The sequence below is a fragment of the Burkholderia sp. AW49-1 genome (assembly GCF_053427845.1).
In genome coordinates, this window is the sequence record NZ_JBSAXF010000008.1 from 32,880 (window position 1) to 55,748 (window position 22,869).

General features: G+C 68.1%; 21 protein-coding genes. 7 read left to right on the forward strand and 14 right to left on the reverse strand.

Annotated features, from left to right (window positions below):
* Positions 1–97 precede the first annotated feature (97 nt).
* Positions 98–1,024 carry a LysR substrate-binding domain-containing protein gene (locus tag ACV22W_RS14695; protein ID WP_448020098.1) on the forward strand — a complete coding sequence of 309 codons (927 nt, stop codon included), beginning with the start codon at positions 98–100 and terminating at the stop codon, positions 1,022–1,024.
* 57 nt (positions 1,025–1,081) lie between these two features.
* On the opposite strand, the gene ACV22W_RS14700 is transcribed toward ACV22W_RS14695, so the two are convergent.
* Positions 1,082–2,644 carry a DHA2 family efflux MFS transporter permease subunit gene (locus tag ACV22W_RS14700; RefSeq protein WP_059691482.1) on the reverse strand — a complete coding sequence of 521 codons (1,563 nt, stop codon included), beginning with the start codon at positions 2,642–2,644 and terminating at the stop codon, positions 1,082–1,084.
* Between the two features lie 174 nt (positions 2,645–2,818).
* A complete protein-coding gene (locus ACV22W_RS14705; protein WP_059531315.1) occupies positions 2,819–3,307 on the reverse strand; it encodes a MarR family winged helix-turn-helix transcriptional regulator in 489 nt (162 codons plus the stop codon).
* Positions 3,308–3,483: 176 nt separating this feature from the next.
* Here ACV22W_RS14705 and ACV22W_RS14710 point away from each other — a divergent pair, with 176 nt between their 5' ends.
* The gene (locus ACV22W_RS14710) at positions 3,484–3,768 is read left to right on the forward strand and encodes a multidrug ABC transporter ATPase (RefSeq protein WP_082721891.1); all 285 of its coding nucleotides are present in this window, start codon (positions 3,484–3,486) and stop codon (positions 3,766–3,768) included.
* A 276-nt stretch (positions 3,769–4,044) separates the two neighbouring features.
* A complete protein-coding gene (locus ACV22W_RS14715) occupies positions 4,045–5,583 on the forward strand; it encodes an efflux transporter outer membrane subunit (RefSeq protein WP_448020100.1) in 1,539 nt (512 codons plus the stop codon).
* A gap of 29 nt (positions 5,584–5,612) precedes the next feature.
* Here ACV22W_RS14715 and ACV22W_RS14720 read toward each other — a convergent pair whose 3' ends face one another.
* From ACV22W_RS14720 to gspG, 8 genes are read right to left on the reverse strand one after another with little or no spacing between them, the layout of a single operon-like run.
* Entirely contained in the window at positions 5,613–6,401 is a 789-nt protein-coding gene (locus ACV22W_RS14720; protein ID WP_448020102.1) for a type II secretion system protein N, read from the reverse strand.
* A gap of 31 nt (positions 6,402–6,432) precedes the next feature.
* The gene (gene gspM / locus ACV22W_RS14725; protein WP_448020103.1) at positions 6,433–6,939 is read right to left on the reverse strand and encodes a type II secretion system protein GspM; all 507 of its coding nucleotides are present in this window, start codon (positions 6,937–6,939) and stop codon (positions 6,433–6,435) included.
* Positions 6,936–8,309, reverse strand: coding sequence for a type II secretion system protein GspL (gene gspL / locus ACV22W_RS14730; protein WP_448020104.1), 1,374 nt, complete (start codon positions 8,307–8,309; stop codon positions 6,936–6,938). Before gspL ends, gspM begins: the two co-directional genes overlap by 4 nt.
* 24 nt (positions 8,310–8,333) lie before the next feature.
* The gene (gene gspK, locus ACV22W_RS14735) at positions 8,334–9,461 is read right to left on the reverse strand and encodes a type II secretion system minor pseudopilin GspK (RefSeq protein ID WP_448020106.1); all 1,128 of its coding nucleotides are present in this window, start codon (positions 9,459–9,461) and stop codon (positions 8,334–8,336) included.
* Positions 9,462–9,463: 2 nt separating this feature from the next.
* On the reverse strand, positions 9,464–10,168 hold the full coding sequence (locus ACV22W_RS14740; protein ID WP_059531300.1) for a PulJ/GspJ family protein: 705 nt from the start codon (positions 10,166–10,168) through the stop codon (positions 9,464–9,466).
* Positions 10,146–10,550, reverse strand: a complete 405-nt coding sequence (gene gspI, locus ACV22W_RS14745) for a type II secretion system minor pseudopilin GspI (protein ID WP_448020108.1) — start codon at positions 10,548–10,550, stop codon at positions 10,146–10,148. The genes ACV22W_RS14740 and gspI overlap by 23 nt, the downstream gene beginning before the upstream one ends.
* The gene (locus ACV22W_RS14750) at positions 10,547–11,089 is read right to left on the reverse strand and encodes a GspH/FimT family pseudopilin (RefSeq protein ID WP_448020110.1); all 543 of its coding nucleotides are present in this window, start codon (positions 11,087–11,089) and stop codon (positions 10,547–10,549) included. Before ACV22W_RS14750 ends, gspI begins: the two co-directional genes overlap by 4 nt.
* Before the next feature lie 43 nt (positions 11,090–11,132).
* Positions 11,133–11,585: a type II secretion system major pseudopilin GspG gene (gspG, locus tag ACV22W_RS14755; RefSeq protein ID WP_059531290.1), complete on the reverse strand. Its 453-nt coding sequence runs from the start codon at positions 11,583–11,585 to the stop codon at positions 11,133–11,135.
* 178 nt (positions 11,586–11,763) lie between these two features.
* Here gspG and ACV22W_RS14760 point away from each other — a divergent pair, with 178 nt between their 5' ends.
* Positions 11,764–12,174, forward strand: coding sequence for a type II secretion system protein N (locus ACV22W_RS14760; protein WP_059448336.1), 411 nt, complete (start codon positions 11,764–11,766; stop codon positions 12,172–12,174).
* Between the two features lie 30 nt (positions 12,175–12,204).
* Here ACV22W_RS14760 and gspF read toward each other — a convergent pair whose 3' ends face one another.
* From gspF to gspD, 3 genes are read right to left on the reverse strand one after another with little or no spacing between them, the layout of a single operon-like run.
* The gene (gene gspF, locus ACV22W_RS14765) at positions 12,205–13,422 is read right to left on the reverse strand and encodes a type II secretion system inner membrane protein GspF (protein ID WP_059531287.1); all 1,218 of its coding nucleotides are present in this window, start codon (positions 13,420–13,422) and stop codon (positions 12,205–12,207) included.
* A 4-nt stretch (positions 13,423–13,426) separates the two neighbouring features.
* The gene (gene gspE / locus ACV22W_RS14770; RefSeq protein ID WP_059531283.1) at positions 13,427–14,926 is read right to left on the reverse strand and encodes a type II secretion system ATPase GspE; all 1,500 of its coding nucleotides are present in this window, start codon (positions 14,924–14,926) and stop codon (positions 13,427–13,429) included.
* Positions 14,923–17,226 (reverse strand): type II secretion system secretin GspD, encoded by a 2,304-nt coding sequence (gene gspD, locus ACV22W_RS14775; protein ID WP_448020112.1) that lies wholly within the window; start codon positions 17,224–17,226, stop codon positions 14,923–14,925. Before gspD ends, gspE begins: the two co-directional genes overlap by 4 nt.
* A 367-nt stretch (positions 17,227–17,593) precedes the next feature.
* Here gspD and ACV22W_RS14780 point away from each other — a divergent pair, with 367 nt between their 5' ends.
* Positions 17,594–18,043 (forward strand): lytic transglycosylase domain-containing protein, encoded by a 450-nt coding sequence (locus tag ACV22W_RS14780; protein WP_448020114.1) that lies wholly within the window; start codon positions 17,594–17,596, stop codon positions 18,041–18,043.
* 159 nt (positions 18,044–18,202) lie between these two features.
* On the forward strand, positions 18,203–19,516 hold the full coding sequence (locus ACV22W_RS14785) for a GTP-binding protein (RefSeq protein ID WP_059691489.1): 1,314 nt from the start codon (positions 18,203–18,205) through the stop codon (positions 19,514–19,516).
* A 143-nt stretch (positions 19,517–19,659) separates the two neighbouring features.
* On the opposite strand, the gene ACV22W_RS14790 is transcribed toward ACV22W_RS14785, so the two are convergent.
* A complete protein-coding gene (locus ACV22W_RS14790) occupies positions 19,660–19,938 on the reverse strand; it encodes an HU family DNA-binding protein (protein WP_006401505.1) in 279 nt (92 codons plus the stop codon).
* Between the two features lie 389 nt (positions 19,939–20,327).
* On the opposite strand from ACV22W_RS14790, the gene mnmC reads away from it, so the two are divergent.
* Complete coding sequence (gene mnmC / locus ACV22W_RS14795) at positions 20,328–22,289, forward strand: bifunctional tRNA (5-methylaminomethyl-2-thiouridine)(34)-methyltransferase MnmD/FAD-dependent 5-carboxymethylaminomethyl-2-thiouridine(34) oxidoreductase MnmC (protein ID WP_448020116.1); 1,962 nt, start codon at positions 20,328–20,330, stop codon at positions 22,287–22,289.
* Positions 22,290–22,869 lie beyond the last annotated feature (580 nt).

The window sequence follows — 22,869 nt, forward strand, 5'->3', positions numbered from 1 at the left end:
GTTTCCCCTAACCATAAATAAAATGACTTGTCTCTATCCTTGTCATTCCAATTCGGAATTCAGTTTGTGTTCGCTGCACCAACCTGGGGAGTGATCGATGGAATTGCGCGCGCTGCGGTACTTCGTCGAGGTGGTCCGTCAGCAGAGTTTCACGGCGGCCGCCGACCGGCTGTTCGTCACGCAGCCGACCATCAGCAAGATGGTGAAGGCGCTCGAGGACGAGATCGGCTCGCCGCTGCTGCTGCGCGACGGCCGGCAGATGGTGCTGACCGACGCGGGGCGGATCGTGTTCCAGCGCGGCCAGGACGTGCTCGCCGCGCAGGCGCAGCTGCAGTCGGAGCTGAAGGATCTCGGCACGCTCGGGCGCGGCGAGCTGACGATCGGCATTCCGCCGCTCGGCGGGTCGCTGTTCACGCCGATCATCGCCGCGTACAAGCAGCGGTATCCGAACATCGAGCTGAAGCTGTTCGAGCAGGGCGCGCGGATGATCGAGGCCGCGCTGATGTCGGGCGAGCTCGAGCTCGGCGGGCTGCTGGAGCCGGTCGATCCCGCCACGTTCGAGCGGTTGCCGATGGTGCACGCGCCGCTGTGGCTCGTCGCGCCGCGCGAGTCGCGCTGGGAGGACCACAAGGCCGTGCCGCTCGCCGATCTCGCGCGCGAATCGTTCGTGTTCTACGCGGAGAGCCTCGCGCTGCACGATGCGGTGCTCGACGCGTGCCGGCAGGCCGGCTTCACGCCGTCGATCGTGAGCCGCAGCGGACACTGGGATTTCATGGCGGCCCTCGTGCACGCGGGCGTCGGCATCGCGCTGTTGCCGGAGCCGTACTGCCGGCGCCTCGACGCGCGGCAGTTCACGTGCCGGCCGATCGTCGAGCCGGAAATCACGTGGGCGATCGCGCTCGGCTGGCTGAAGAAGGGTTATCTGTCGCACGCGGCGCGTGCGTGGCTCGAGGTCGCGCGGGCGACGCTGCCGATCGCGTCGGGCGACGATCTGGCGTTCGGCGGATTGCTGGCGCGGGAGTAAGACCCACCGCGGGGATGAAAGGGGAGCGGGCCGGCGCCGGCGCGGCCCGCCGCGCGTTCAGTGCCCCATCGCCGGCCCCGCGCCCTTCTTCGGCTTCGTGATCCACACGAGCGCCGCGAGCGCGATGAACACGCCCGCCGACAGGTGGAAGAAGTCGTTGGTCGCCATCATGAAGCCTTGCTGCGTGACGAGCTGGTTGAGCTGCGCGTTGGCCGTCTGCCCGACGATGCCGAGCTGCGCGAGCGCACCCTGGTAGTCGGTCGTGCTCTGCGCGTAGACGCTCACCGATTCCGACAACCGCGCGTGGTGGTAGATCGCGTCGTTCTCCCAGAACGTCGAGCTGGCCGCGGTGCCGATCGCGCCGGACAGCGTGCGCAGGAAGTTCGACAGCCCCGACGCGCTCGCGAGCCGCTCGTCGGAGATGCTCGACAGCGTGATCGTCGTCATCGGCACGAAGAAGCACGCGACGCCGATCCCCTGCACGAGCCGCGGCAGGATCACGTGATTGAACGGCACGTCGAGCGTAAACGTCGAGTTCCAGATCGACACGCCGGCAAACACGATGAACGCGAAGCTCGCGACCATCCGCAGGTCGAGCCGGTGCATGTTGCGGCCGATCAGCGGCGACAGCACCAGCGCGAGCAGCCCGACCGGCGCGGTCGCGAGGCCGGCCTTGCCGGCCGTGTAGCCCATCACCGTCTGCAGCCACAGCGGGAAGATCACGACCGAGCCGAAGAACGCCATGAAGCCGAACGAGATGATCATCGCGCCGAGCGCGAAGTTGCGGTCCTTGAACAGCGACAGATCGACCACCGGTTCCTTCTCGGTCGCCTCCCACACGAGCATGAACGCCAGCGACACGACCGCGATCAGCGCGAGCGCGACGATGAAGGTCGAGTTGAACCAGTCCCGGTCCTTGCCGAGGTCGAGCATCATCTGCAGGCACGACACGCCGATCACCAGCAGCGCGAGCCCGACCGCGTCGATCCGCTGCCTGGTCGTCTTCGTCTCGCGGCCGCGCAGCAGGAAGTACGCGCAGGCCGCCGAAAAGATCCCGATCGGCAGGTTGATGTAGAAGATCCAGGGCCACGTGTAGTTGTCGCTGATCCAGCCGCCCAGCAACGGGCCGAAGATCGGCGCGACGATCACCGTCATCGCCCATAGCCCGAGCGCGAGCCCGCGCTTCGCGGGCGGATAGCTGCGCATCAGGATCGTCTGCGACAGCGGCACCATCGGCCCCGACACGAGGCCCTGCAGCAGCCGGAACGCGATCAGCGTCTCGAAGTTCTCCGCGAGACCGCACAGCGCCGACGCGATCGTGAACGCGAGCACCGACAGCGTGAACAGGCGCACTTCGCCGACCCGCCGCGCGAGCCAGCCGGTCAGCGGCACCGCGATCGCGGACGCGACCGAATACGACGAGATCACCCACGTGCCTTCGCTCGTCGCGACGCCGAGGCTGCCCGAGATGGTCGGCACCGCGACGTTCGCGATCGACGTGTCGAGCACTTCCATGAAGGTGCCGAGCGCGAGCCCGACGGTGAGGAGCGCGAGCGCGCCGCCGGTCAGCGGCGCGGGTTCGGCGGGACGGGGCGCGGCGGATGCCGTGGTGGCGGACATCGGAATCTCCTAGACGCGGCGCGCGCGACGCGCCGGCACGGCGCACGGGCGCACGATACCGCGCGGCCCGGCTGGTTGGAACGGGTGAGGGGAGAGACGGAGCACGTGCCTTGTCATCTTCTGCCCAGACAGAGAAATAAGCGACTGCTTAACTTGGACATCGGGCCTCCGTGCTCAACAATCCGGTTCGTCGGGCTTCGGGCAGCCGGTGTCGCCGGGCCCGTTGGCGATGAACCGCTGCAGCAGGCCGGTGAGCAGCGCGAGTTCGTCGGCCGAGAAGCCGGCGAGCTGCGCGTTCAGCGCGGTCGCGATCAGCGACGGCAGCGCGCGGGCTGCTTCGGCGCCGCGTTCGGTCAGCGTCAGCTCGATCACCCGGCGGTCCTGTTCGCTGCGCGAGCGTGCGATCAGGCCCTTGCGCTCGAGACGGTCGAGCATTCGAGTCATCGAGCCGCTGTCGTACGACATCTTGCGCGACAGCTCGAACGGCGTGCGCGCATAGCCGCGCGACAACAGCAGGATCACGCCGATCTGCTGCGCGGTGAGGTCGTACGGCTCGAGCGCGCGGTCCATTCGCTCGACGAGCGCCTGCCGGGCCTTGGTCAGGTAGTAACCGAGGCTCGTTTCCAGTGCGATGGTGTCCGGATCGTAGAGGCCGCCGTTCATGCGAATTGCGCGCGCAGCAATAGTGCGTTTCAGGTCAAAACGCGCCCAGTATCTTGAAAATTAATTGCTTAGTCAATATTATTTCAGGCAACCAGTTACGACGTGCATGTTGCACTGCCGGAGACGATGTTCTGACCGCTTCGCCCGCGCTGCCGGGCACCCCGAGGATGTTCGCGATGCTGTTCCTGAAAAATGCCGCCGGCGCGCTGCGCCGCAACCTGACCGATACCGCTCATCATGTGTTTTCCGGGCCGCACCGCGGCTGGAAAATCGCGCTGTACGTGACGATGCTGGTGGTACCGGGCGGATCGCTCGCGGCGCTCGGGTTCGCTTGGTTCGATCATCGCCGGCAGCGCAACGCGAAGCACACCGCCCGCCGCACGAGCCAGCCGGCGGCAACGGAGCCGTCGACATGGCGGTCCGCCGCCGATCCCGTCCCGGTGCCCGTGCACTGCCACTGACACCGCCCCCCCCCCCGCCATCCGGACTGAACGCCGGCCGCATCCCCGCGGCCCGGCGCCGTCCGCGCCGCATTCGTTGCCCGCTCCGCGCGCAAGCGATCCGTAATGACCGGTAAACCGGCCGGCCGAGCCGGTAACACATTCGTGCCGCCGCGCACCGTACCCTTAGGGCTGCGCAGCTTTCCCGCCGTCAGTTACCATTTGTCCGTCAGCGGCACAACGACCGCATCGCGCGACGCCGCTCGCCGGCCATCGCGCCCAGACAGGAATACCACGATGCCGTACGCCCCCCTCCCGCGCGCCCTTCGCCCGCTGAGCGCCGCCGTCGCCGTTGCGACGGCCGTGCTGCTCGCCGGCTGCGCCGTCGGGCCCGACTATCACCGGCCCGACACGTCGATCCCCGCCGCCTTCAAGGAAGCGCCGGCCGGCTGGAAGGTCGCGCAGCCCGCCGACCGGGCCGACCGCGGCCCGTGGTGGACCGTCTACAACGATCCGCAGCTCGACGCGCTGATCGGCAAGCTCAACGCATCGAACCAGACCATCGCGCAATCGGCCGCCGCGTACCGGCAAGCCCGCGCGCTCGTCGCCGAAGCGCGTGCCGCGTACTTCCCGACCGTCGGGCTGACCGCGTCGGGCTCGCGCTCCCGCACGGGGCGCGCGTCGACGTCGAGCACGTCGGGTTTCGGCAGCAGCTCGTCGATCGGCAACAGCTACAGCGTCGGTCTCGATGCGAGCTGGGAGCCCGACCTGTGGGGCAAGGTGAGCCGCAGCGTCAGCGCGCAGCGCGCCGGCGAGGCGGCCGCCGCGGCCGATCTCGCGAACGCGCGGCTGTCGCAGCAGGCGCTGCTCGCGCAGACCTACTTCCAGCTGCGCACGTCCGATGCGCTGCAGAAGCTGCTCGACGACACTGTGAAGTCGTACGGCGAATCGCTGAAGCTCACGCAGAACCAGTACGCGCAGGGCGTCGCCGCGCGCGCGGACGTGATCCAGGCGCAGACGCAGCTGCAGAGCGCGCAGGCCGCGTCGATCGACAACGGCGTCGCGCGCGCGCAGTACGAGCACGCGATCGCGACGCTGATCGGCGAACCGGCCTCGACATTCTCGTTGCCGCCGAATCCGCTCGCGGCGGAACCGCCGATCACGCCGGTCGACGTGCCGTCCGCGCTGCTCGAGCGCCGGCCCGACATCGCGGCGGCCGAGCGCCGCGCGGCGGCCGCGAACGAGCAGATCGGCGTCGCGATTGCCGCGTTCTTCCCGACGCTCACGCTGTCGGCCACGGGCGGTTTCCAGAGCTCGGTGTGGTCGCAGCTGTTCACGCTGCCCGCGCGGTTCTGGACGGTCGGCCCGCAGCTCGCGGCGACGTTGTTCGATGCCGGCCTGCGCGCCGCGCAGACAGATGCCGCGCGCGCGACCTACGACCAGGACGTCGCCGCGTACCGCCTCGCGGTGCTCACCGCGTTCCAGGACGTCGAGGACAACCTCGCGTCGCAGCGCATCCTCGCGCAGGAAGTCGACGTGCAGCGGCAGGCCGTCGACAGTGCCGAGCACGCGCTCGCGATCGTCACGAACCAGTACAAGGCCGGCACGGTTGCCTACCTGAACGTGCTGACCGCGCAGACCACCGCGTTCACCGCGCAGCAGAAGCTCGCGACGATCGGCGGGCAGCGGATGGTGTCGTCGGTCGGGCTCGTGAAGGCGCTCGGCGGCGGCTGGGATGCATCGGACATGGCGCGCGAAACGGGCGATGTGGCGGCGCCGGTGCCGACGTCCGGTGCGACCGCACCGTCGGCTGCCGCACCGCTCGCGCAGAAGTAAGACGGGAAAAGGCGAGCGCGCCGCACGCGTCAGCGCGTCGCGTCGCCGAAGATCAGCGACACCTGGTTGTTGCCGATCGGATGGCCGAGCAGGTTCAGCAGCCCGGCGAGATTCGCCTGCTGCTCGGGCGCCGCGTGCGCGGTGCCGCGAAACGAACCCTGACCGGGGCCGAAGCTGCCGTGCCCGTCGAGGAACAGCGGGCCCTGCGTCGTCGACAGGTCGAGATCGGCGTCCGCCCCCTTCGCCTGCAGCACCGCCCGGTACGACCCGAGCGGCTTCACGCGCGACACGCGCGAACTCATCGAATCGATCGTCACCGTCAACTGGCCGAACGCGTTGTTGCCGATCATCCGCCAGTCGGTCCAGCCGAGCCGCACGTCACCCTGCAGGTCGAGCGTGTTGAACGGTGTGCCGAGCCCGGCGAGCAGCGACGCGGGCACGGCCATCGAGCCCGCCGACAGCACCGCGCCGCGCCACGTCGCATCGAGCGTGACGGCGTCGGGCATCGCCTCGGTCTGCCGCATGCGCATCTGCACGCGCCCGGTCAGGAGCGGCCAGAAGCCCGTGGTCCATTCGACCCGGCCCGGCAGCAGCGTCGCCGCGCTCTGGTCCGCGCCCGGCGCGAGCATCAGCGTGGCCGAACCGTGCCACAGCGATCCGTCCGGATTGACGAGATTGACGTGCCCGCCGGTCGCGCGCGCGAACTGCGGGGCGATCCAGGCGGCCGGCGCGAGCGCGACGAGCGTCAGCGCCGTCGCGAGCCCGCCCGCCACCACCCACGGCAATGCGGCGACGAGCCGCCGGATCCCTGGCCTCATCGGCCGACCGTCGCTTGTTTCATCCACTGCGTCATTTCTGCGTCGAGGGTTGCATCACGGCCGTCAGGTCGACCTGGCCGTCTTCCTTCAGCGCGGTCACGTGCGATTCGCCGACCTGCACCTTGAACTGCCGGCGCGCGTCGTCGAGCCACTGCGTCCACACCGGGAACGGCACGTTCTTCATCTGGACCTGCACGCCGTTGCCGACGACCTGCACCTGCGCGCCCTGCAGCCCGTGATCGGACAGCGACGCGGTGAGCGCGTCCTTCAGCGCGAGGCCGGTCGGCGCGACGCCTTGCGCGGCGGCCGTCAGCGACTTTGCCTCGGTGGCCTGCGCGGTCATCTGCGCGAGCTCGCGGCGCATCGTCGGCAGTTCGTGGCGGATCCGCGCGCGGCCTTCCTGCGCGGGCGACCACAGCACCGAATACGCGATCGCGACCGCCAGCACGGCGCCGCCCCAGCCGAGCAGCGTGCGCTCGCGCGGCGTGCGCTCGCCCCAGAACTGGGCCAGCGTCTGGTTCAGTTGTTCGGTCTTCATGAGCGGCTCCGGATCGTCCATTTGCCGGTGCTGCTGTCGACTTCGCCGGACAGCCCGTTGCGCGCGAGACGCTGCGGGAAATCGGGGTCGACCTTGACCTCCGGCTTGAAGCCGACGTCGAGCCGCCGGTCGTGATAATCGAGCGACGCGATTCCGTTCAGCGGCAGCGCGCCCATCGAACGCGACAACCCGCTCGACAGCGCGAGGAAATCGTTCGGCGACAGCTCGCCCGCCGCAAGGCGCAGCTGGTCGAGCTGTCGCTGCATCTGCGCGGGCGGATCGAGCACCGTCGTCGTCTTCGGGAAGGCCGACAGCAGCGTCTCGGTGATCTGCGCGGACAGCGCGTCGCGCTCGCGCGACAGCTTCCACCAGTGCAGGTTCATCCCGATCACCGCGACGCCGAGCGTGGCCGCGACGAGTGCGATCGGCACGCGCAGGCGCTTCACCGTCGCGCGGTCGAAGCGCCACGGCTGGGATTCGAATTCGAACTGGCACAGATCGAAGCGCTCGGTCAGCGCACGCCGCGCGAATGCGTCGAACGACAGCGGTTGCGCGCCCGGCAGCAGCGGGCCGTCGGCACGCCCGACCGATGCGAGGCGCGGCTCCGCGCCCGGTTCGCCGAGTTCGTACAGCTCGACGTCGCCGCCACCGGCGAGCGCCGCCAGCGTGCCGCCCGCGCGGGATGCCGGCGCTGCGAAACCTTCACCGAGCGCGCCGCGCGCGACCGCGAGCTCGAGACGCGGCGCACCGGCCGCGGCCGGCTGCGCGCCGGCTTCCACGAGCACGGGTTCGACCGTCGTCGCGAGGCCGAGCACCGCGGCCACCGCCGTCGGGCGAGGGGGCGGCTCGTCCGCCGCCGTGATCGAGTCGGCCGGCGTGGCCTCACCGTCGGCAGGCGCATCGAGCGCAGCGTCCGCCGCCGACGCCCGAGGCGCGGGCAGGCAGCGCGTCGCGGGCACGGCGCTCAGGTGCCGGTGGCCGGCTGCGGCGAACGCGTCGCAGATCGCGCGGAACCACGCGCGATCGACGACGGCCAGCACGCGGCGGCCGTCGGGCAGCGCGACCGGATCGAGCGCGATATGGCAGCCGAGCGGATCCTGGATCAGCTGGTCCTCGACGATGTTGGGCAGCGCCTGGCGCAGCTTCGGCCCCTTGAGCGGCGGCACGGTCGCGGCCAGCAGCAGCACGTCGCGCGCGGCGACGATCAGCACCGTCGCGTTCGCGCGCGGCAGCAGCGCGAGCGCGGCGCGGCCCGCGCGCTGCACCTGGCCGGCCTTGTCCACGAGCGTGAACGGCAGCTCGGGCCACTGCCACTCCTGCAGCGGCACGGCCGGCTCGCGCGGCGGCAAAGAAACAATCAGCGTGCTCAAGAGCTCCTCTCCCGAATGGCGTCGTTATAGCTGGTCGCGGATGCGCACGACCCGCGTCGAGTGCGTGGTCGAATCACGATACACGAGCGAGGTGCGATCGACCTCCGCGCGATCGTGCTGAATCCGGCCATGCACGATGAAATAGTTCGAATTGACGTCGACGAGGCTCGAGTCGATCGTCGCGTTCGGCGGCGCGCCGGCGCCGCGCAGCGCGAGCTGCACGTCGCCGACGTTGCGGAAAAACACGGTCTCGCGCCGTGCCACGAGCGCCTGCGCGGACGACACGCTCATCCCCGGCACCAGCGCCGCGATCACCTCGGCCGGCGCGGTGTTCATGTTCACCGGCGTGGTGGTCGGCAGCACGGTGACGAACGGGCGCAGCCGCGCGACCATCTCGGGCGTCACGCCGTCGACGTCGAGCAGGCTGTCGACGCCGGTCATCTGGAGCGGCGCGGGCCCGCGATCGCCGTCGGACATTCCCGGTTCGTCGGTGATGTTGCCGGTCATGTCGCCGCCGGGCACCGGCGCGGTCGCGGCCGTACCGGCGCCGGGCAGCGTCGGCGTCTGGAAGCGCGTCGCCGAATGCATCAGGCCCGCGCGCATCTGCAGCGCGATCCGCTTCGCGAACGCGCCGTCGTAGCCGAGCGTCGTCAACAGCCGCTGAAACGCCTGGAGCTGCATCACGTTGAGCTGCAGCACGCCGGGCGCCGGCGACGACACGAGGTTGCGCAGGTTGTACTTCGCCTGCGCGTCCTCGATCGATCCGGAGATGTAGGTGTCTTCGCCGCCGTTGTCGTTCGGCGCGCCGATCCGGCCGAGGAAGTCGGACAGCTTGGTCTTCGCGATCGGCACGGCCCAGATCCCGCCGAGATAGGTGATGCCGGGCGCCGTGTCGCCTTCGGAGCGCAGGATCATGCGCGTCCAGTCGAGCGCGCCGCGCGCGACCCACTGCGCCTGCGCGATCACGCGCTGGTTCTCGATGCGGCGAATCTGCACCTGCTGACGCCACAGCATCCCCGACACGAGGATCGCCGACAGCGCGACGACGAGCAGCGCGGTGATGATCGCCGCACCGCGCTCGCGGCGGGTGCGCGCATGCGCGCACCCGCCGCCACGCGCGGCGAACCGGGAACGGTGAGGGCGCGCGCGCATCGTCATTCCCCGACGAGGAAAATGCGCGTGACGGGCACGCGCAGCGACGTCGCGCCGATGCTGACCTGCAGCCCCGTCACCGCGCGCGTCGGCGGCGCATTGCCGATCTGCGGCACCTTCAGCGCATCGTTGTTCTGCGACAGCGCGTCGCTGGCCGCCTGCAGGTTGGTGGTCCAGCCGACGCGCGGCACGTACAGCTTCGCGTCGATCGCACCGACGCCGCCCATCAGCGCGACCCAGCTCCAGCCGTCGACGCTGCTGTCCTTCAGCACGTCGCGCAGGCGGTTCGCGTCGTCGAGCGGCGGCGACGCATAGCGCACGACGCGCCCGCCGGCGATCCGGTAGCGAACCACCTGCAACCGAGGCGCGGCGCCCGGCACGTCGAGTTCGCGGACGATCTGCAGCGTGTTGCCGGCGACGCCGATTGCCGGCTGGCCGGCTTCGTCGTCGGTGGCGGCGAGCCGCGCGTCGATGCGCATCTGGTCGAACATCTGCGCGAAGATGCGCTCGTCCTCCATCGCGGACGCGACCTTGTCCCGGCCGCGCATGATCTGGTCGAGGCCGCGCCACGAGAGGATCGCGACCACCGCGAGGATCGCGATCGCGATCATCAGTTCGATCAGCGTGAAGCCGCGCACGCGGCGCGGGCCGACGGAACGCACGGGCCGGCGCCGCATCGGCGCGTCAGAGCGGACGGCTGGTTTCATTCGCGACCACCGTCACCATTTGCGCGAGCACGCCGGCGTGCCCCGGCATGCTCACCGACATCTGCACGCGCCGGAACACCGGGTTCGGCGTCGTGCTCACGCGCTGCGTGCAGACCAGCTGCACGTTGCCTTGCGAACAGTCGAAACTCTGCTCGCCGACTTCCGGCCACGCGTGCGTGAGCCGCAGTTGCGCGAGCGCGTTGTCGGCGCTCCAGCCGGCGAGCAGCCGGCGATGGAGATCGGATGCATTGGTCGCCATCGTGCCGACCGCGCGGATCGACGCGGCGAGCGCGACCGCGATGATCGCGAGCGCGACCAGCACCTCGATCATCGTGAAGCCGCGGGAGGAAGCCGGGGAGGGCAGGCGACGACGCATCGTCATTGCACCTCGTAGCGGCCGTTGCCGGTGCCGACGATCGTCGCGCTGCCGACCGCCGAGTGCAGCGTCACGCGCACCGGTGTGTCGACGCTTTCGATGCCGAACACGACGCGGCTCGCACGCGTGTCGGATCCGGGATAGTCGATGTCGGCGCCGGTGACGCCGCCGTCCCAGTCGCGCGGGCGCAGCACGTCGTCGCGCAGCGTGCGCCAGCCGTCGGGCGAGCTCACGTCGAAACGGAAACCGTGCGCGGTCGGCTGCCACGCGATCGGGCGCGCGCGCACCTGCGCTTCGTCGCCGGCCGTCTCGAACAGCAGCGCGATGCGCTGCGCCTCCTCGCGCAGGTCGGTACGCGGATTGCGCGTGAGCGACAGCGACGCGAGCGATACCAGCAGGCCCGCGATCACGAGCACGACCAGCATCTCGAGCAGCGTGAAGCCGCGCGCGCGCGCCGCGGTCACGGCCGCGCCGCGACGCACGTGGCCGTCGCGGGCATCGCGGCGAGCGCGAGCGGAGCGCAAGGGCGTGCGAAGGGCGGGCATGAAGTGAAGAAGCGGGAAGAACGTCGGTCCGATCAGCGCGGGCTTACTGCCACGAACCGATGTCGGAATCGTTGCTCTCGCCGCCTTCCTTGCCGTCGGCGCCGTAGCTGAACACGTCGATCTCGCCGTGCACGCCCGGGTTCAGGTACTTGTACCCGTTGCCCCACGGATCGTTCGGCAGGCGCTCGAGATAGCCGCCGTCCTTCCAGTTGTTCGGGATCGGATCGGTGGTCGGCTTCTGGGTCAGCGCGTTCAGGCCCTGTTCCTGGGTCGGATAGCGGCCGTTGTCGAGACGGTACAGCTTGAGCGCCTGCATGATCGTGCCGATGTCCTGCTTCGCGGCGATACGGCGTGCCTCGTCGGGACGGCTCATGATCTTCGGCACGATCAGTGCCGCCAGGATCCCGAGGATCGCGACCACCACCATGATCTCGATCAGCGTGAAACCGCGCTGACGGCGCACGGCCGCATTACGGCGAGTGATCCACGTTTGCATGACTGACTACCTCTTTCCAAAAAAATATCGTCGATTGAGTGACGCACCCGGCGTATTCCGGACGCTTGCCTGACGGCCGGCTTCCGTTTCCCCGGGCGCGGAGCACGCATTGTAAGGCGCGCATTGCCGAGGGCTTTCACCCAACGCAAATTTCATATACATCCGTACAATAGCGCGCATGAACGCGCTCTCGATCCGGATCCTCTCCCTAGCCCTCTTCGCGGGTTTGTGCGCGACGGCCACCTACTGGGTCGTCACGCTGTCGGCCCGCGAAGCGCCGCTGCCCGCCGCCGCCGCGCGGTTGCCGATCCGCACCGAGGACGCCGCCGCGCTCTTCGGCGGCCAGCTCGACAAGAATCCCGTGCAGGATATCCACCTGTTCGGCATTCTCGCGCTCGATCATGGCGGCGCCGCGATCGTCGGCGTCGGCGGCGAACCGCCGCGTGCCGTGTCGCTCGGCGCGGAAGTCACGCCCGGCGCGAAGCTGGCCGAAGTCCGCAGCCGCTCGATCATCGTCGACCGCAACGGCGCCCGCGCCGAAATCCAGCTCCCCGCGAACACGCCGTCCCCCGCGATCTACATGCGTTGAACGGCGGCGGCCCGACCGGCGCCCGGGCCGTCACTGCACCATGTTGTTCAGCTCGATGATCGGCAGCATCACGGCCAGCACGATCACGAGCACGATGCCGCCCATCGCGAGGATCAAGAGCGGCTCGAGCAGGCTCGTCAGGAACATCGTGCGCCGCTCGAGTTCGCGCGCCTCGCCTTCCGCCGCGCGGTCGAGCATCGTCGTCACGTCGCCCGTCGCCTCGCCGGAACGGATCAGGTGCACCAGCACCGGCGGAAACGTCTTCACGTTGTTCAGCGCGCGCGACAGCGCGGAGCCTTCGCGCACGCGCACGATCGCATCGTCGATGTTCGCGCGCATCGCGCGGTTCGACAGCGTCTCGCCGGCCGCCTGCAACGCGCGCAGGATCGGCACGCCGGCCGCGGTCAGGATGCCGAGCGTGCTCGCGAAGCGCACCGTGTTGTAGCCGCGCACGAGCTTGCCCGCGAGCGGCGCCGTCAGCACCCAGCGGTCGAACGCGAGCCTGGGCCCGTCGCGCGACAGCGTCGCCTTCACGAACCACACGACGAGCGCGACCGCGATCAGGATCGCCCACCACCAGTGCCGGACGAAATCCGACAGCGCCATCATCACGATCGTCAGCAGCGGCAGTTGCTGCTTCGTGCTCGCGAACACGTTGACGACCTGCGGCACGACATAGCTCAGCAGGAACGTGACGATGCCGAATGCGATCAGCGTGACGATTCCCGGATACGTGAACGCCAGCAGGATCTTCTGCTTCAGCGCATTGCTCTGTTCGATGTAGTCGGCGAGGCGCGACAGCACGATGCCGAGCTTGCCGGTGTGCTCGCCCGCCGCGACGAGCGCGCGGTAGATTTCCGGAAAGTCGCGCGGATGCTGGCCCAGCGCGTTCGCGAGCGAATGGCCGCCGAGCACTTCCGCGCGGATCGCGGCCATCAGTTCGCGGATGTAGTCGCGCTCGGCCTGCTCGGTGAGCACGCCGAGCGCCTCATCGAGCGGCAGCCCCGCGATCAGCAGGCTCGCGAGCTGGCGCGTGAGGATCGCCTGCTCGCGCTGCGACAGCTTGCGGCCGAACGCGAGGCGCTGCGAGCGCGCGCCGCGGGTCGCGCTGGCGGCCGGCTCGACGACGAGCGGCGTGAGCCCCTGCGTGCGCAGCTGCCCGCGCGCGGCGCGCGCGCTGTCGGCGTCGATCACGCCTTTCTGCGCGCGCCCCGCCGAATCGATTGCTTCGAAACGGAATGCCGGCATCGCGCTATGCGCCTCCCGTCACGCGCAGCACTTCCTCGAGCGACGTCGCGCCGGCCGCGAGCCAGCGCTCGGCGTCGTCGCGCAGCGTGCGCATCCCTTCCGCGCGGCCCGCGGCGAGAATCTCCGCATCGGCCGCGTTGCGATGGATCAGCGTGCGGATCGAATCGTCGACCACCAGCAGTTCGTACACGCCGCGCCGGCCGGTGTAGCCCGAATGCCCGCACTTGTCGCAGCCGACCGGATGCCACACGGTGCGGCCTTCCTCGTGCCGCTCTTCCTTGCAGACCGGGCAGAGCTGGCGCACCAGGCGCTGCGCGAGCACGCCGAGCAGCGACGACGCGAGCAGGTACGGCTCGACGCCCATGTCGGTCAGGCGCGTGACGGCCGATGCCGCGTCGTTGGTATGCAGCGTCGCGAGCACGAGGTGGCCCGTCAGCGATGCCTGCACCGCGATCTGCGCGGTTTCCAGATCGCGGATTTCGCCGATCATGATCACGTCCGGGTCCTGGCGCAGGATCGAGCGCAGCGCGCGGGCGAAGGTCATCCCGATCCGCTCGTTCACCTGCGTCTGGCCGATGCCGGACAGGTCGTATTCGATCGGATCCTCGACGGTCATGATGTTGGTCGTCGCCGTTTCGAGCCGCGACATCGACGCATACAGCGTCGTCGTCTTGCCCGAGCCGGTCGGGCCCGTCACCAGCACGATCCCGTGCGGGCGGCCGATCAGCTTGTCGAACTGGACGAGCGTGTCGCGGCCCATCCCGAGCGCCTCGAGGTTCAGGCGCTGCGCATCCTTTTCCAGCAGACGCAGCACCGCGCGCTCGCCGTGCCCGGTCGGCAGCGTCGACACGCGCACGTCGACCGGCCGGCCGCCGACGCGCAGCGTGATGCGGCCATCCTGCGGCAGGCGCTTCTCTGCGATGTCGAGCTGCGCCATGATCTTGATCCGCGAGATCAGCGCGCCGTGCAGCGCCTTCTTCGGGCGCACGACGTCGCGCAGCGTGCCGTCGACGCGAAACCGCACGACCGATGCGTTCTCGAACGGCTCGATGTGAATGTCCGAGGCCTGTTCGCGCGCCGCTTGCGTGAGCAGCGCGTTGATCATCCGGATGATCGGCGCGTCGTCTTCCGATTCGAGCAGATCCTCGACTTCGGGAATGTCCTGCATCAGCCGCGACAGGTCGACTTCGCCTTCGACCTCGCCGACGATCTGCGCCGCGCTGCCGTCCTGGCGCGCATAGGCCTGGTTGATCGCCTGCGCGAGCTCGTCGGCCGGCACGCGATGCACGGAGATCGAGCCGAAGTTGCGCGCGATTTCGGCGAGCGCCGCATCGTTCGTGCGTTCGCTGATCCACACCTCGAGCGTGTCGTCGAGCTGGTGCGCGATCAGCACTTGGCCGCTCTTCGCAAAACCGTACGGCAACAGGCGCGCGGCGAGCGGCGACGGCGGCTGCCGTTCGCCCGGCGCGCCGTCGTGGGCGGAGGACGCGAGCACGTCGGTCACTGCGAGGCTCCCGACGGCACCGTCAGCGGCTGTTGCTGCATCTGCTGCTGCGGCACGGCTTGCGGCTGGACGGCCGGTTGCGCCTGCTGCGCCGGCTGCGGGCCCTGCTGCTGGCGGCGAATCTTCGTCAGGTCGAACAGGTTCAGTGCCGAGCCGCCTTCGCTCGGGCCGAGCGGCATCGGCGGAACGGTCGGATCGTCCTTGTCACGCATGACGTTGTTGTCAGACTTATACGAGCCCGTGACGCCCTGGATATAGTCGTAGCGGTTTGCCGACACCGCCTGCGCGGTCTGCCGGTCGGTGATGATCACCGGGCGCAGGAACACCATCAGGTTGGTCTTCTGTCGGTTCTTCGATTCCGAGCGGAACAGCTGGCCGATCCACGGGATGTCGCCCAGCAGCGGCACCTTGCTGTTCGACACGTTGTAGTTGTCCTGCATCAGGCCGCCGAGCACGATGATTTCGCCGTTGTCCGCCAGGATCGTCGACTGGATCGAGCGCTTGGTGAAGGTCGGCCCGGTCGTGGCGGTCAACGTGCTGGTGACGACCGCCGAATCCTCGGTGTAGAGCTGCAGCTTCAGGATGCCGCCGTCGGTGATCTGCGGCTTCACGTGCAGCGTGAGGCCGACATCGCGGCGATCGTAGGTATTGAATGCGTTGTTCGTATTGCCGCTCGTCAGGTTCGAATACGACCCCGTCGGAATCGGCACGTTCTGGCCGACGACGATCTTCGCCTCTTCGTTGTCGAGCGTGATGAGGTTCGGCGTCGACAGCACGTTCGCGTCGCTCACGCCCGCGAAATAATTCAGCAGCGCGCCGAGGCCCTGCACGCCGAACATGTTGTGCAGCCAGCCGACGTTCAGGCCCGGCAGGAGCGTCTGCCCCAGCGCGCCGAGCCCCGCCGCACCACCGGCTGCAACCGCGCCCGACACCCCGAGGATGTTGCCGCTGGGCGTACCGGGGGCGCTGAAGTTCGTGCCGCCGAGAAACTGGCCCTGGGCGATCTGCCACTGGATGCCGAGGTTGCCGGACGTGTTCGAGTTCAGCTCGACGATCAGCGCTTCGATATAGACCTGCGCGCGCCGTGCGTCGAGCTGGTCGATCACCGAGCGCAGGTTCCGGTAGACCGGATCGGACGCGGTGATGATCAGCGAGTTGGTGGCCGCGTCGGCCTGGATCATCCCGCCCGGCTGGTTGTCGTCGCCCTTGTCCTTGTCGCCGCCGAGCAGGCCGCCGTTACCGAGGCCGCCGCTGCCCGACGCGCCGCTGCCGTACGACGAGGACGACGTACCGCCGAGGCCCCCCGACGGCAGCGGCGGGGTGCCCGACGTGCCGGTCGAGAAGTTGCCGCTCGACGACGAGCCGCCGCCCTGGTTGAAGCTGTTCGCATCGTTGGACGACGCCGACGAGCCGCTCTCGTTGCCGCCCTTGCCGAGCATCCCGCGCAACGTCTTCGCGAGCTTCACCGCGTCGGCGTTGCGCAGCGGCACGACGTGCATGTTGCCGGGCACCGCGCTCGGCGCATCGAGCTGCTGAACGAGGCGCTTCGCCGCCGCGAGGCGCGACGCACTCGAGGCGCGCAGCATCAGCGAGTTGGTGCGCGGGTCGGCCGTGACCGACACCTTCAGCGTCGCGTCGCTGTTGCCGATCGCGCCGGGGTCGAGCATCTTCTGCAGCTGCGCGGCCAGGTCGATCGCGTTCGCGTTGCGCAGCGGCACGACCTGAACCTGCGCGCCCGCGGCGCTGTCGACACCCGAGATGATCTGCGCAATGCGGCGTACATTGTCCGCGTAGTCGGTGACGACGATCGTGTTGTTCGCGGGGTAGGCGGTGACCGTGTTGTTCGGCGAGATCAGCGGCCGCAGCACCGGCAGCAGGTTGTTCGCCGATTCGTTGCGCAGCTCGAACACCTGCGTGATGACCTGGTCGCCGCGCGCCTGCGGCGCATTGCCGACATAGGTCGGCACGCCCTGCAGCTTCGCGTCGGCCTCCGGCACGACCTTCAGCACGCCGTGATCCTGCACCAGCGCGAAGCCCTGCATGCGCAGCGCCGACTGCAGCGTCTTCAGCGCCTGGTCTTCCGGCACAGGCCGTTCGGCTACGAGGTTGAGCTGCCCCTTCACGCGGGGGTCGACGATGATGGTCTTGCCGGTTGCGGCGCCGATCGCCTTGGCGACCTGGTCGATATCCGCATTCACGAAATTGAGCGTGACCTGAGCGTAGGCGGCCTGCGAGACGATGATGCCGGCGACCATCAAGGTCGTGGCGATGCGCCGCATAACGAAGCGATTTCTTGTCATGGATGATTGGGTCGATGCCGGCTCAGGCCACTTCCGGCGGTAGTGCTGGGATCCAGGTCCTAAAGGCGCGACATTAGCAGTTTTTCATGTCCGAAATATCACATTGATCCGAAGACTGTCTCACATACGACATGTATTCGGCATACCGTATGCAATATGTAAGATTTCGGCAATGCCCCGGCATTCAGGCCATCGCCGTCGTTTTGCGATGAATCGACACGAAAATGCGGTATAAACGGGCTGCCGCCTTTCGCTTGTCGCCACGTGACGGACTGTCTGTATGATACGGGCGGCGCGTTTCCAGTCGTACGAATAACAGACACGGGTTTTCCCGATCCTTGCGTCATTTCCATTTCGTTTCCGCAACATGAACAGACGGTTCGCTTCGATCGCGTTGATCGCCGCCGGCGCGTGGTTCGCCTGCGGAAACGCTCGCGCGGATTGTTTCGACGAGGCCGCCCGGTACCAGAAAGTCAATCCGCTGATCCTGCGCGCCATCGCGTGGCAGGAGTCGCGCAACCGGCCCGACGCGCTGAACAAGAATACGAACGGCTCGGTCGATTACGGCCTGATGCAGATCAACTCGATCCACCTGCCGACGCTGTCGCGCTACGGCATCGGCCGCGACACGCTGATGCAGCCGTGCAAGAACGTCTACATCGCCGCGTGGCACTTGCGCCAGAAGATGAATCGCTACGGCAACACATGGCAGGCCGTCGGCGCCTATCATTCCGATACGCCGTCGCTGCGCGACAAGTACGCGCGGCAGATCGCCGGAATCCTGGCGCAGTGGAAGCTGCTGCCGCCCGAGCAGTGACGCCACGCCGCAGCGCCGGCTGACGCCGTGCCGCTCGGCCGGCGCGCGTTTGATGCACAATGCGCATCTCACGTCGCGGTTTCGACCGGCCCCGGGCCGATCGCGCCCCGCCAGGGCGCCGCGGCCGCTTTTCCCTCTTTTCCGTTGGTGCAAATCGTTATGAATCCGGCAATGAACCAGCCGTTGCCCGTCACCGTGCTGTCCGGTTTCCTCGGCGCCGGCAAGACCACGCTGCTCAATCACATCCTCGCGAACCGCGCGGGCCTGAAAGTCGCCGTGATCGTCAACGATCTCGCGGCGGTCAACATCGACGCGTCGCTCGTGCGCGATGCGCAGGCGCTGTCGCACGTCGAGGAACGCCTCGTCGAGATGTCGAACGGCTGCATCTGCTGCACGCTGCGCGATGACCTGCTCGTCGAGATCCGCAATCTCGCGGCGGACGGCCGCTTCGACGCGATCGTGATCGAATCGACCGGCATCGCGGAGCCGATGCCGATCGCCGAAACCTTCACGTTCGTCGACGACGACGGCGCGTCGCTGTCGAGCGTCGCGCGCCTCGATACGCTCGTCACCGTGGTCGACGCCTACAATTTCCTGCGCGACTACGGCTCCGACGACGCGCTCGCGACGCGCGGCATCGCCGCATCGGACGAAGACGATCGCACGCTCGTCGAGCTGCTGATCGAGCAGATCGAATTCTGCGACGTGCTGGTGATCAACAAGGCCGACCTCGTTGGCGCGGACGAACTCGCGCGCCTGCAGCACATCCTTGCGCGGCTCAACCCGCGCGCGCACCAGGTCGTGTCGACGTTCGGCAACGTGGCGCTCGGCGAAGTGCTGAACACCGGCCGCTTCGATTTCGACGAAGCCGCGAACGCGCCGGGCTGGCTCGCGTCGCTCGATCACGATCACACGCATTGCGACGATCCCGAGTGCCACGATCCGCATCACGCGCACGTGCATGGCGAAGCCGACGAATTCGGCATCGGCAACTTTGTTTACCGCGCGCGCCGGCCGTTTCATCCGGCGCGACTCTGGGCGCTGCTGCATCAGGAGTGGCCGGGCGTGCTGCGCAGCAAGGGCTTCTTCTGGCTCGCGACCCGCAACGACATCGCGGGTTCGCTGTCGCAGGCGGGCGGCGTGTGCCGGCATGGCCCGGCAGGTCTCTGGTGGGCCGCGCAGGATCGCGCGGAATGGCCGGACGACGACGAGTTGCTCGCCGAAATTCGCACCGAGTGGCAGGGCGACCTCGACGACCGCTCGGTCGGCGATCGCCGTCAGGAACTCGTGCTGATCGGCATCGGGCTCGATGCCGACGCATGGCGCGCGAAACTCGACACATGCCTGCTCACCGATGCGGAATTCGCGCTCGGCGCGCCGCAATGGGCCACGTTCGACGATCCGTTTCCGGTGTGGGATGTCGATTCGCACGACGACGAAGACCCGGGCGACACGCAGATCGTGCACGCGTAATACGCGGTAAAACTCGAGAAAAACGGCCGCGAAAAGTAACCGTTAAATCTTGCAAGAGTGACGCGAACTGTGGCGAAAATGCCGCGCGTGCCCAACAAAAAACCCGCCTTCCGGCGGGTTTTTTTCCTGGAACAGGCGCTGAATTAACGCTTGTTGACGGCGTCCTTGAACGCCTTGCCAGCCGTGAACTTGACCGTCTTGGCTGCCGGGATCTTGATGGTTTCGCCCGTCTTCGGGTTGCGGCCCGTACGTGCTGCGCGCTTGCCCGAACCGAAGCTGCCGAAGCCGATCAGCTGAACCGCATCACCCTTCGACACGGCCTTCTTGATGACTTCGAGCAGCGTGTCCAGCGTTTCGCCGGTTTGAGCCTTGCTGGCGCCCGTTTGGGCGGCGACGGCGTCGATCAGTTCCTGTTTGTTCATTAAGGTTCCTTTTTCAGGTTAGGTTTGACACGAACAGCGCGAACGCGCCGATTATACGTGCGCGAACCGTGCCGTCGAGAGTCAGACTCCGACGGCACAGCGCCGAATCCTGGCCCGCGCGACGTGCCGTCCGGCTTGCCGGCGGCCACCCCGCGGTACGGCGTTGCTATGATAGCGCAGCGCAAACCCAATAACGACAAGGGTTTCAAAGATTTTCATCGGTATTTCGCCGAATGAATCGTCGATTGCCCGTTTTTTGACCTGGGCCAACCGGACAGGATACGCAGCCGGGTCCACCGTCGCGCAACGCCGTTGGTTTTTGCCAACGGCCCGCCGGACCCCTCCGCGCAATCCCTTGCCAGGCTTGGCTGCCACGTTTTTTGTTTCGCATGCCCGACCGACTCGTTCCAGCCACGCTCGCGTTTCGCGACGACGGCACCCTCGTCTCGCCCGAATACGACGACATCTATCACAACGTCGCGGGTGCGCTCGCGCAGGCGAGCCACGTGTTCATCGCGGGCAACGCGCTGCCCGCGCGCTGGCAAGGCCGCCGCACGTTCACCATCGTCGAGACGGGGTTCGGCGCGGGCGCCAACTTCCTCGCGACCTGGGCCGCCTGGCGCGACGATCCCGCGCGCTGCGAGCGGCTGCATTTCGTGTCGTTCGAGAAACATCCGTTTTCGCGCGAGGATCTGCGTAGGGCACTGTCAAAGATAGTTGCGAACACAACCATATCGACAGAAGCGGGGATGCTCGCCGATGCGTGGCCGATGCTCGTTCCAGGTTTTCATCGCCTCGAATTCGACGGCGGCCGCGTCGTGCTCACGCTCGCACTGGGCGACGCGCGCGAGATGCTGCCGAAACTGGTCGCGCGCGCCGATGCGTTCTATCTGGACGGCTTCGCGCCCGCGAAAAATCCGGAGCTCTGGTCGGCCGATGTGTTCCGCGCACTCGCACGCGTCGCCGCCGACAATGCGACCTTTGCGACGTATTCGAGCGCGGGCGTGGTGAAACAGGCGCTCCTCGACGCGGGTTTCACGTATCGCAAGATCGCGGGGTTGGCCGGCAAGTTCGCGATGCTCGCGGGCGAATATGCACCGCGCTGGCGGATGCGCCGGCACGAACCGCCGCGCGCATTGCCGGTCGCCGCGCGCGATGCGATCGTGATCGGCGCGGGCCTGGCCGGCTGCGCGGTCGTCGAACGGCTTGCGGCACGCGGCTGGAACGTCACGCTGATCGAGCGGCACGCGCGGATCGCGAGCGATGCATCGGGCAATCCGGCCGGTGTATTCCATCCACTGATGACGCGCGACGACAACGTCGCGAGCCGCCTCACGCGCAGCGGTTTCCTGCATGCGCTCGCACGCTGGCGCGCGCTCGAGCAGGCCGGCCATGCGTTGGCTCGCAGCACGCGCGGAATGATTCATCTCGCGGAATCGGCCGACGATTTCGTGCGGATGCGCGAGGCGTTCGACGCGCTCGGCGCACCGTCCGACTACGTGTCGCTGCTCGACACCGACGCCGCACGCGCGCATCTGAACCTGCCCGTAGCACATGGAGGCCTGCTGTTTCCACACGGCGGCGCCGTATGGCCGGCGGCGCTCTGCGGCGCGCAAGTCGCGGCGGCCGGTGAGCGCGTGAAACTGCTGACCGGCACCGAGGTCGCTCGACTCGAGCGTGAGGGCGACACGTGGCGCGCCGTCGATGCGGCAGGTGCGACGCTCGCCGAAGCGCCGGTCGTCGTGCTCGCGAACGCGGGCGATGCCGTGCGTCTCGCCGGCCTGCGGCATGTCGCGCTGCAGCCGGTGCGCGGCCAGTTGACGCTGCTGCCGCCCGGCAGCACGGCGGCGCTGCCGTGCCCGGCGATCGGCGACGGCTATGCGGTGCCGCTCGACGACGGCACGCTGCTGATCGGTGCAACGTTCGAACCCGACGACCTCGATCCTGCGATGCGCACCGCCGGACATATCGAAAATATCGAGCGCGTGCGGCATCTGCTGCCCGGCCTGATCGGCGAGCTGCCGGACGTCGGGACGCTGCGCGGGCGCGTCGCGTTTCGCTGGGTCGTCGCCGACCGCGTGCCGGTGATCGGCCCGCTTGCCGACGAAGCGCAGACCGTCGCGAACGCACGCGCGCTGAGCGGTGCGAAAGCGCGCGACCTGCCGCGCACCGCTGGGCTCTACGGCGCATTCGGTTACGGCTCCCGCGGTTTGGTGTGGGCGGCGCTCGGCGCCGAGCTGATCGCGTCGCAACTCGAAGGCGAGCCGCTGCCGCTCGAGCGCGAACTCGCCGATGCCGTCGACCCGGCCCGATTCCTGATCCGTGCGCTGCGCGGCCGCCAGATCGGCTGATCTCGTCAGCCGAAATCTCACAGTACTTCGATTTTTTCGCGCAAGGTTATCCACTCGACGCTGTGGATAACCGCGCGGAATCCACGCGCGGTTCGTGTGCAATCACAGTGGACGTAAACTGGGCAACTCGGCACAGTCGTCGAACGGCTCGAAAGTTGCTCAACTCAAACCGCTGTGAGCAAACAGCCTGTGCAACGGGTTATCGCTGTGCCAACACCTTGATCTTGTTGCGTAAACCAAAGTTATCCACAGAACTGTGCGCGTCTTGTTAACTTCTACTACGTATATATACAAGTAAACCATTGAAACCAAAGACCTGTGGTGCCTCACAGGGCCGCGAGTCGATTCGATCGGTTCCGGAGCGAAAAAGCTGTGGCACAATCGGTTTCCTTCGCGTTCGTTCGGCCAGGCGCCGGACATGCTTCAATGGAACGGTCGGCACGATTTCGAATCTGAATCTTCGAGACTGCGCAGTCCGTTCACACACCAGGCCGACAATCCAGATCGGCAGCCTGAACGACAGTTCCGCCGGACGGCGGAAAAAGGCGGATCCCATGTCCAGCCGTCGTCGACCACAACA

Excerpts from the sequence above, each read along its gene's own strand:
- ACV22W_RS14695 (WP_448020098.1), top strand. The coding sequence starts at position 98 with ATGGAATTGCGCGCGCTGCGGTACTTCGTCGAGGTGGTCCGTCAGCAG.
- ACV22W_RS14700 (WP_059691482.1), bottom strand. The coding sequence starts at position 2,644 with ATGTCCGCCACCACGGCATCCGCCGCGCCCCGTCCCGCCGAACCCGCG.
- ACV22W_RS14705 (WP_059531315.1), bottom strand. The coding sequence starts at position 3,307 with ATGAACGGCGGCCTCTACGATCCGGACACCATCGCACTGGAAACGAGC.
- ACV22W_RS14710 (WP_082721891.1), top strand. The coding sequence starts at position 3,484 with ATGCTGTTCCTGAAAAATGCCGCCGGCGCGCTGCGCCGCAACCTGACC.
- ACV22W_RS14715 (WP_448020100.1), top strand. The coding sequence starts at position 4,045 with ATGCCGTACGCCCCCCTCCCGCGCGCCCTTCGCCCGCTGAGCGCCGCC.
- ACV22W_RS14720 (WP_448020102.1), bottom strand. The coding sequence starts at position 6,401 with ATGAGGCCAGGGATCCGGCGGCTCGTCGCCGCATTGCCGTGGGTGGTG.
- gspM (WP_448020103.1), bottom strand. The coding sequence starts at position 6,939 with ATGAAGACCGAACAACTGAACCAGACGCTGGCCCAGTTCTGGGGCGAG.
- gspK (WP_448020106.1), bottom strand. The coding sequence starts at position 9,461 with ATGCGCGCGCGCCCTCACCGTTCCCGGTTCGCCGCGCGTGGCGGCGGG.
- ACV22W_RS14740 (WP_059531300.1), bottom strand. The coding sequence starts at position 10,168 with ATGAAACCAGCCGTCCGCTCTGACGCGCCGATGCGGCGCCGGCCCGTG.
- gspI (WP_448020108.1), bottom strand. The coding sequence starts at position 10,550 with ATGACGATGCGTCGTCGCCTGCCCTCCCCGGCTTCCTCCCGCGGCTTC.
- ACV22W_RS14750 (WP_448020110.1), bottom strand. The coding sequence starts at position 11,089 with ATGCCCGCCCTTCGCACGCCCTTGCGCTCCGCTCGCGCTCGCCGCGAT.
- gspG (WP_059531290.1), bottom strand. The coding sequence starts at position 11,585 with ATGCAAACGTGGATCACTCGCCGTAATGCGGCCGTGCGCCGTCAGCGC.
- ACV22W_RS14760 (WP_059448336.1), top strand. The coding sequence starts at position 11,764 with ATGAACGCGCTCTCGATCCGGATCCTCTCCCTAGCCCTCTTCGCGGGT.
- gspF (WP_059531287.1), bottom strand. The coding sequence starts at position 13,422 with ATGCCGGCATTCCGTTTCGAAGCAATCGATTCGGCGGGGCGCGCGCAG.
- gspD (WP_448020112.1), bottom strand. The coding sequence starts at position 17,226 with ATGACAAGAAATCGCTTCGTTATGCGGCGCATCGCCACGACCTTGATG.
- ACV22W_RS14780 (WP_448020114.1), top strand. The coding sequence starts at position 17,594 with ATGAACAGACGGTTCGCTTCGATCGCGTTGATCGCCGCCGGCGCGTGG.
- ACV22W_RS14785 (WP_059691489.1), top strand. The coding sequence starts at position 18,203 with ATGAATCCGGCAATGAACCAGCCGTTGCCCGTCACCGTGCTGTCCGGT.
- ACV22W_RS14790 (WP_006401505.1), bottom strand. The coding sequence starts at position 19,938 with ATGAACAAACAGGAACTGATCGACGCCGTCGCCGCCCAAACGGGCGCC.
- mnmC (WP_448020116.1), top strand. The coding sequence starts at position 20,328 with ATGCCCGACCGACTCGTTCCAGCCACGCTCGCGTTTCGCGACGACGGC.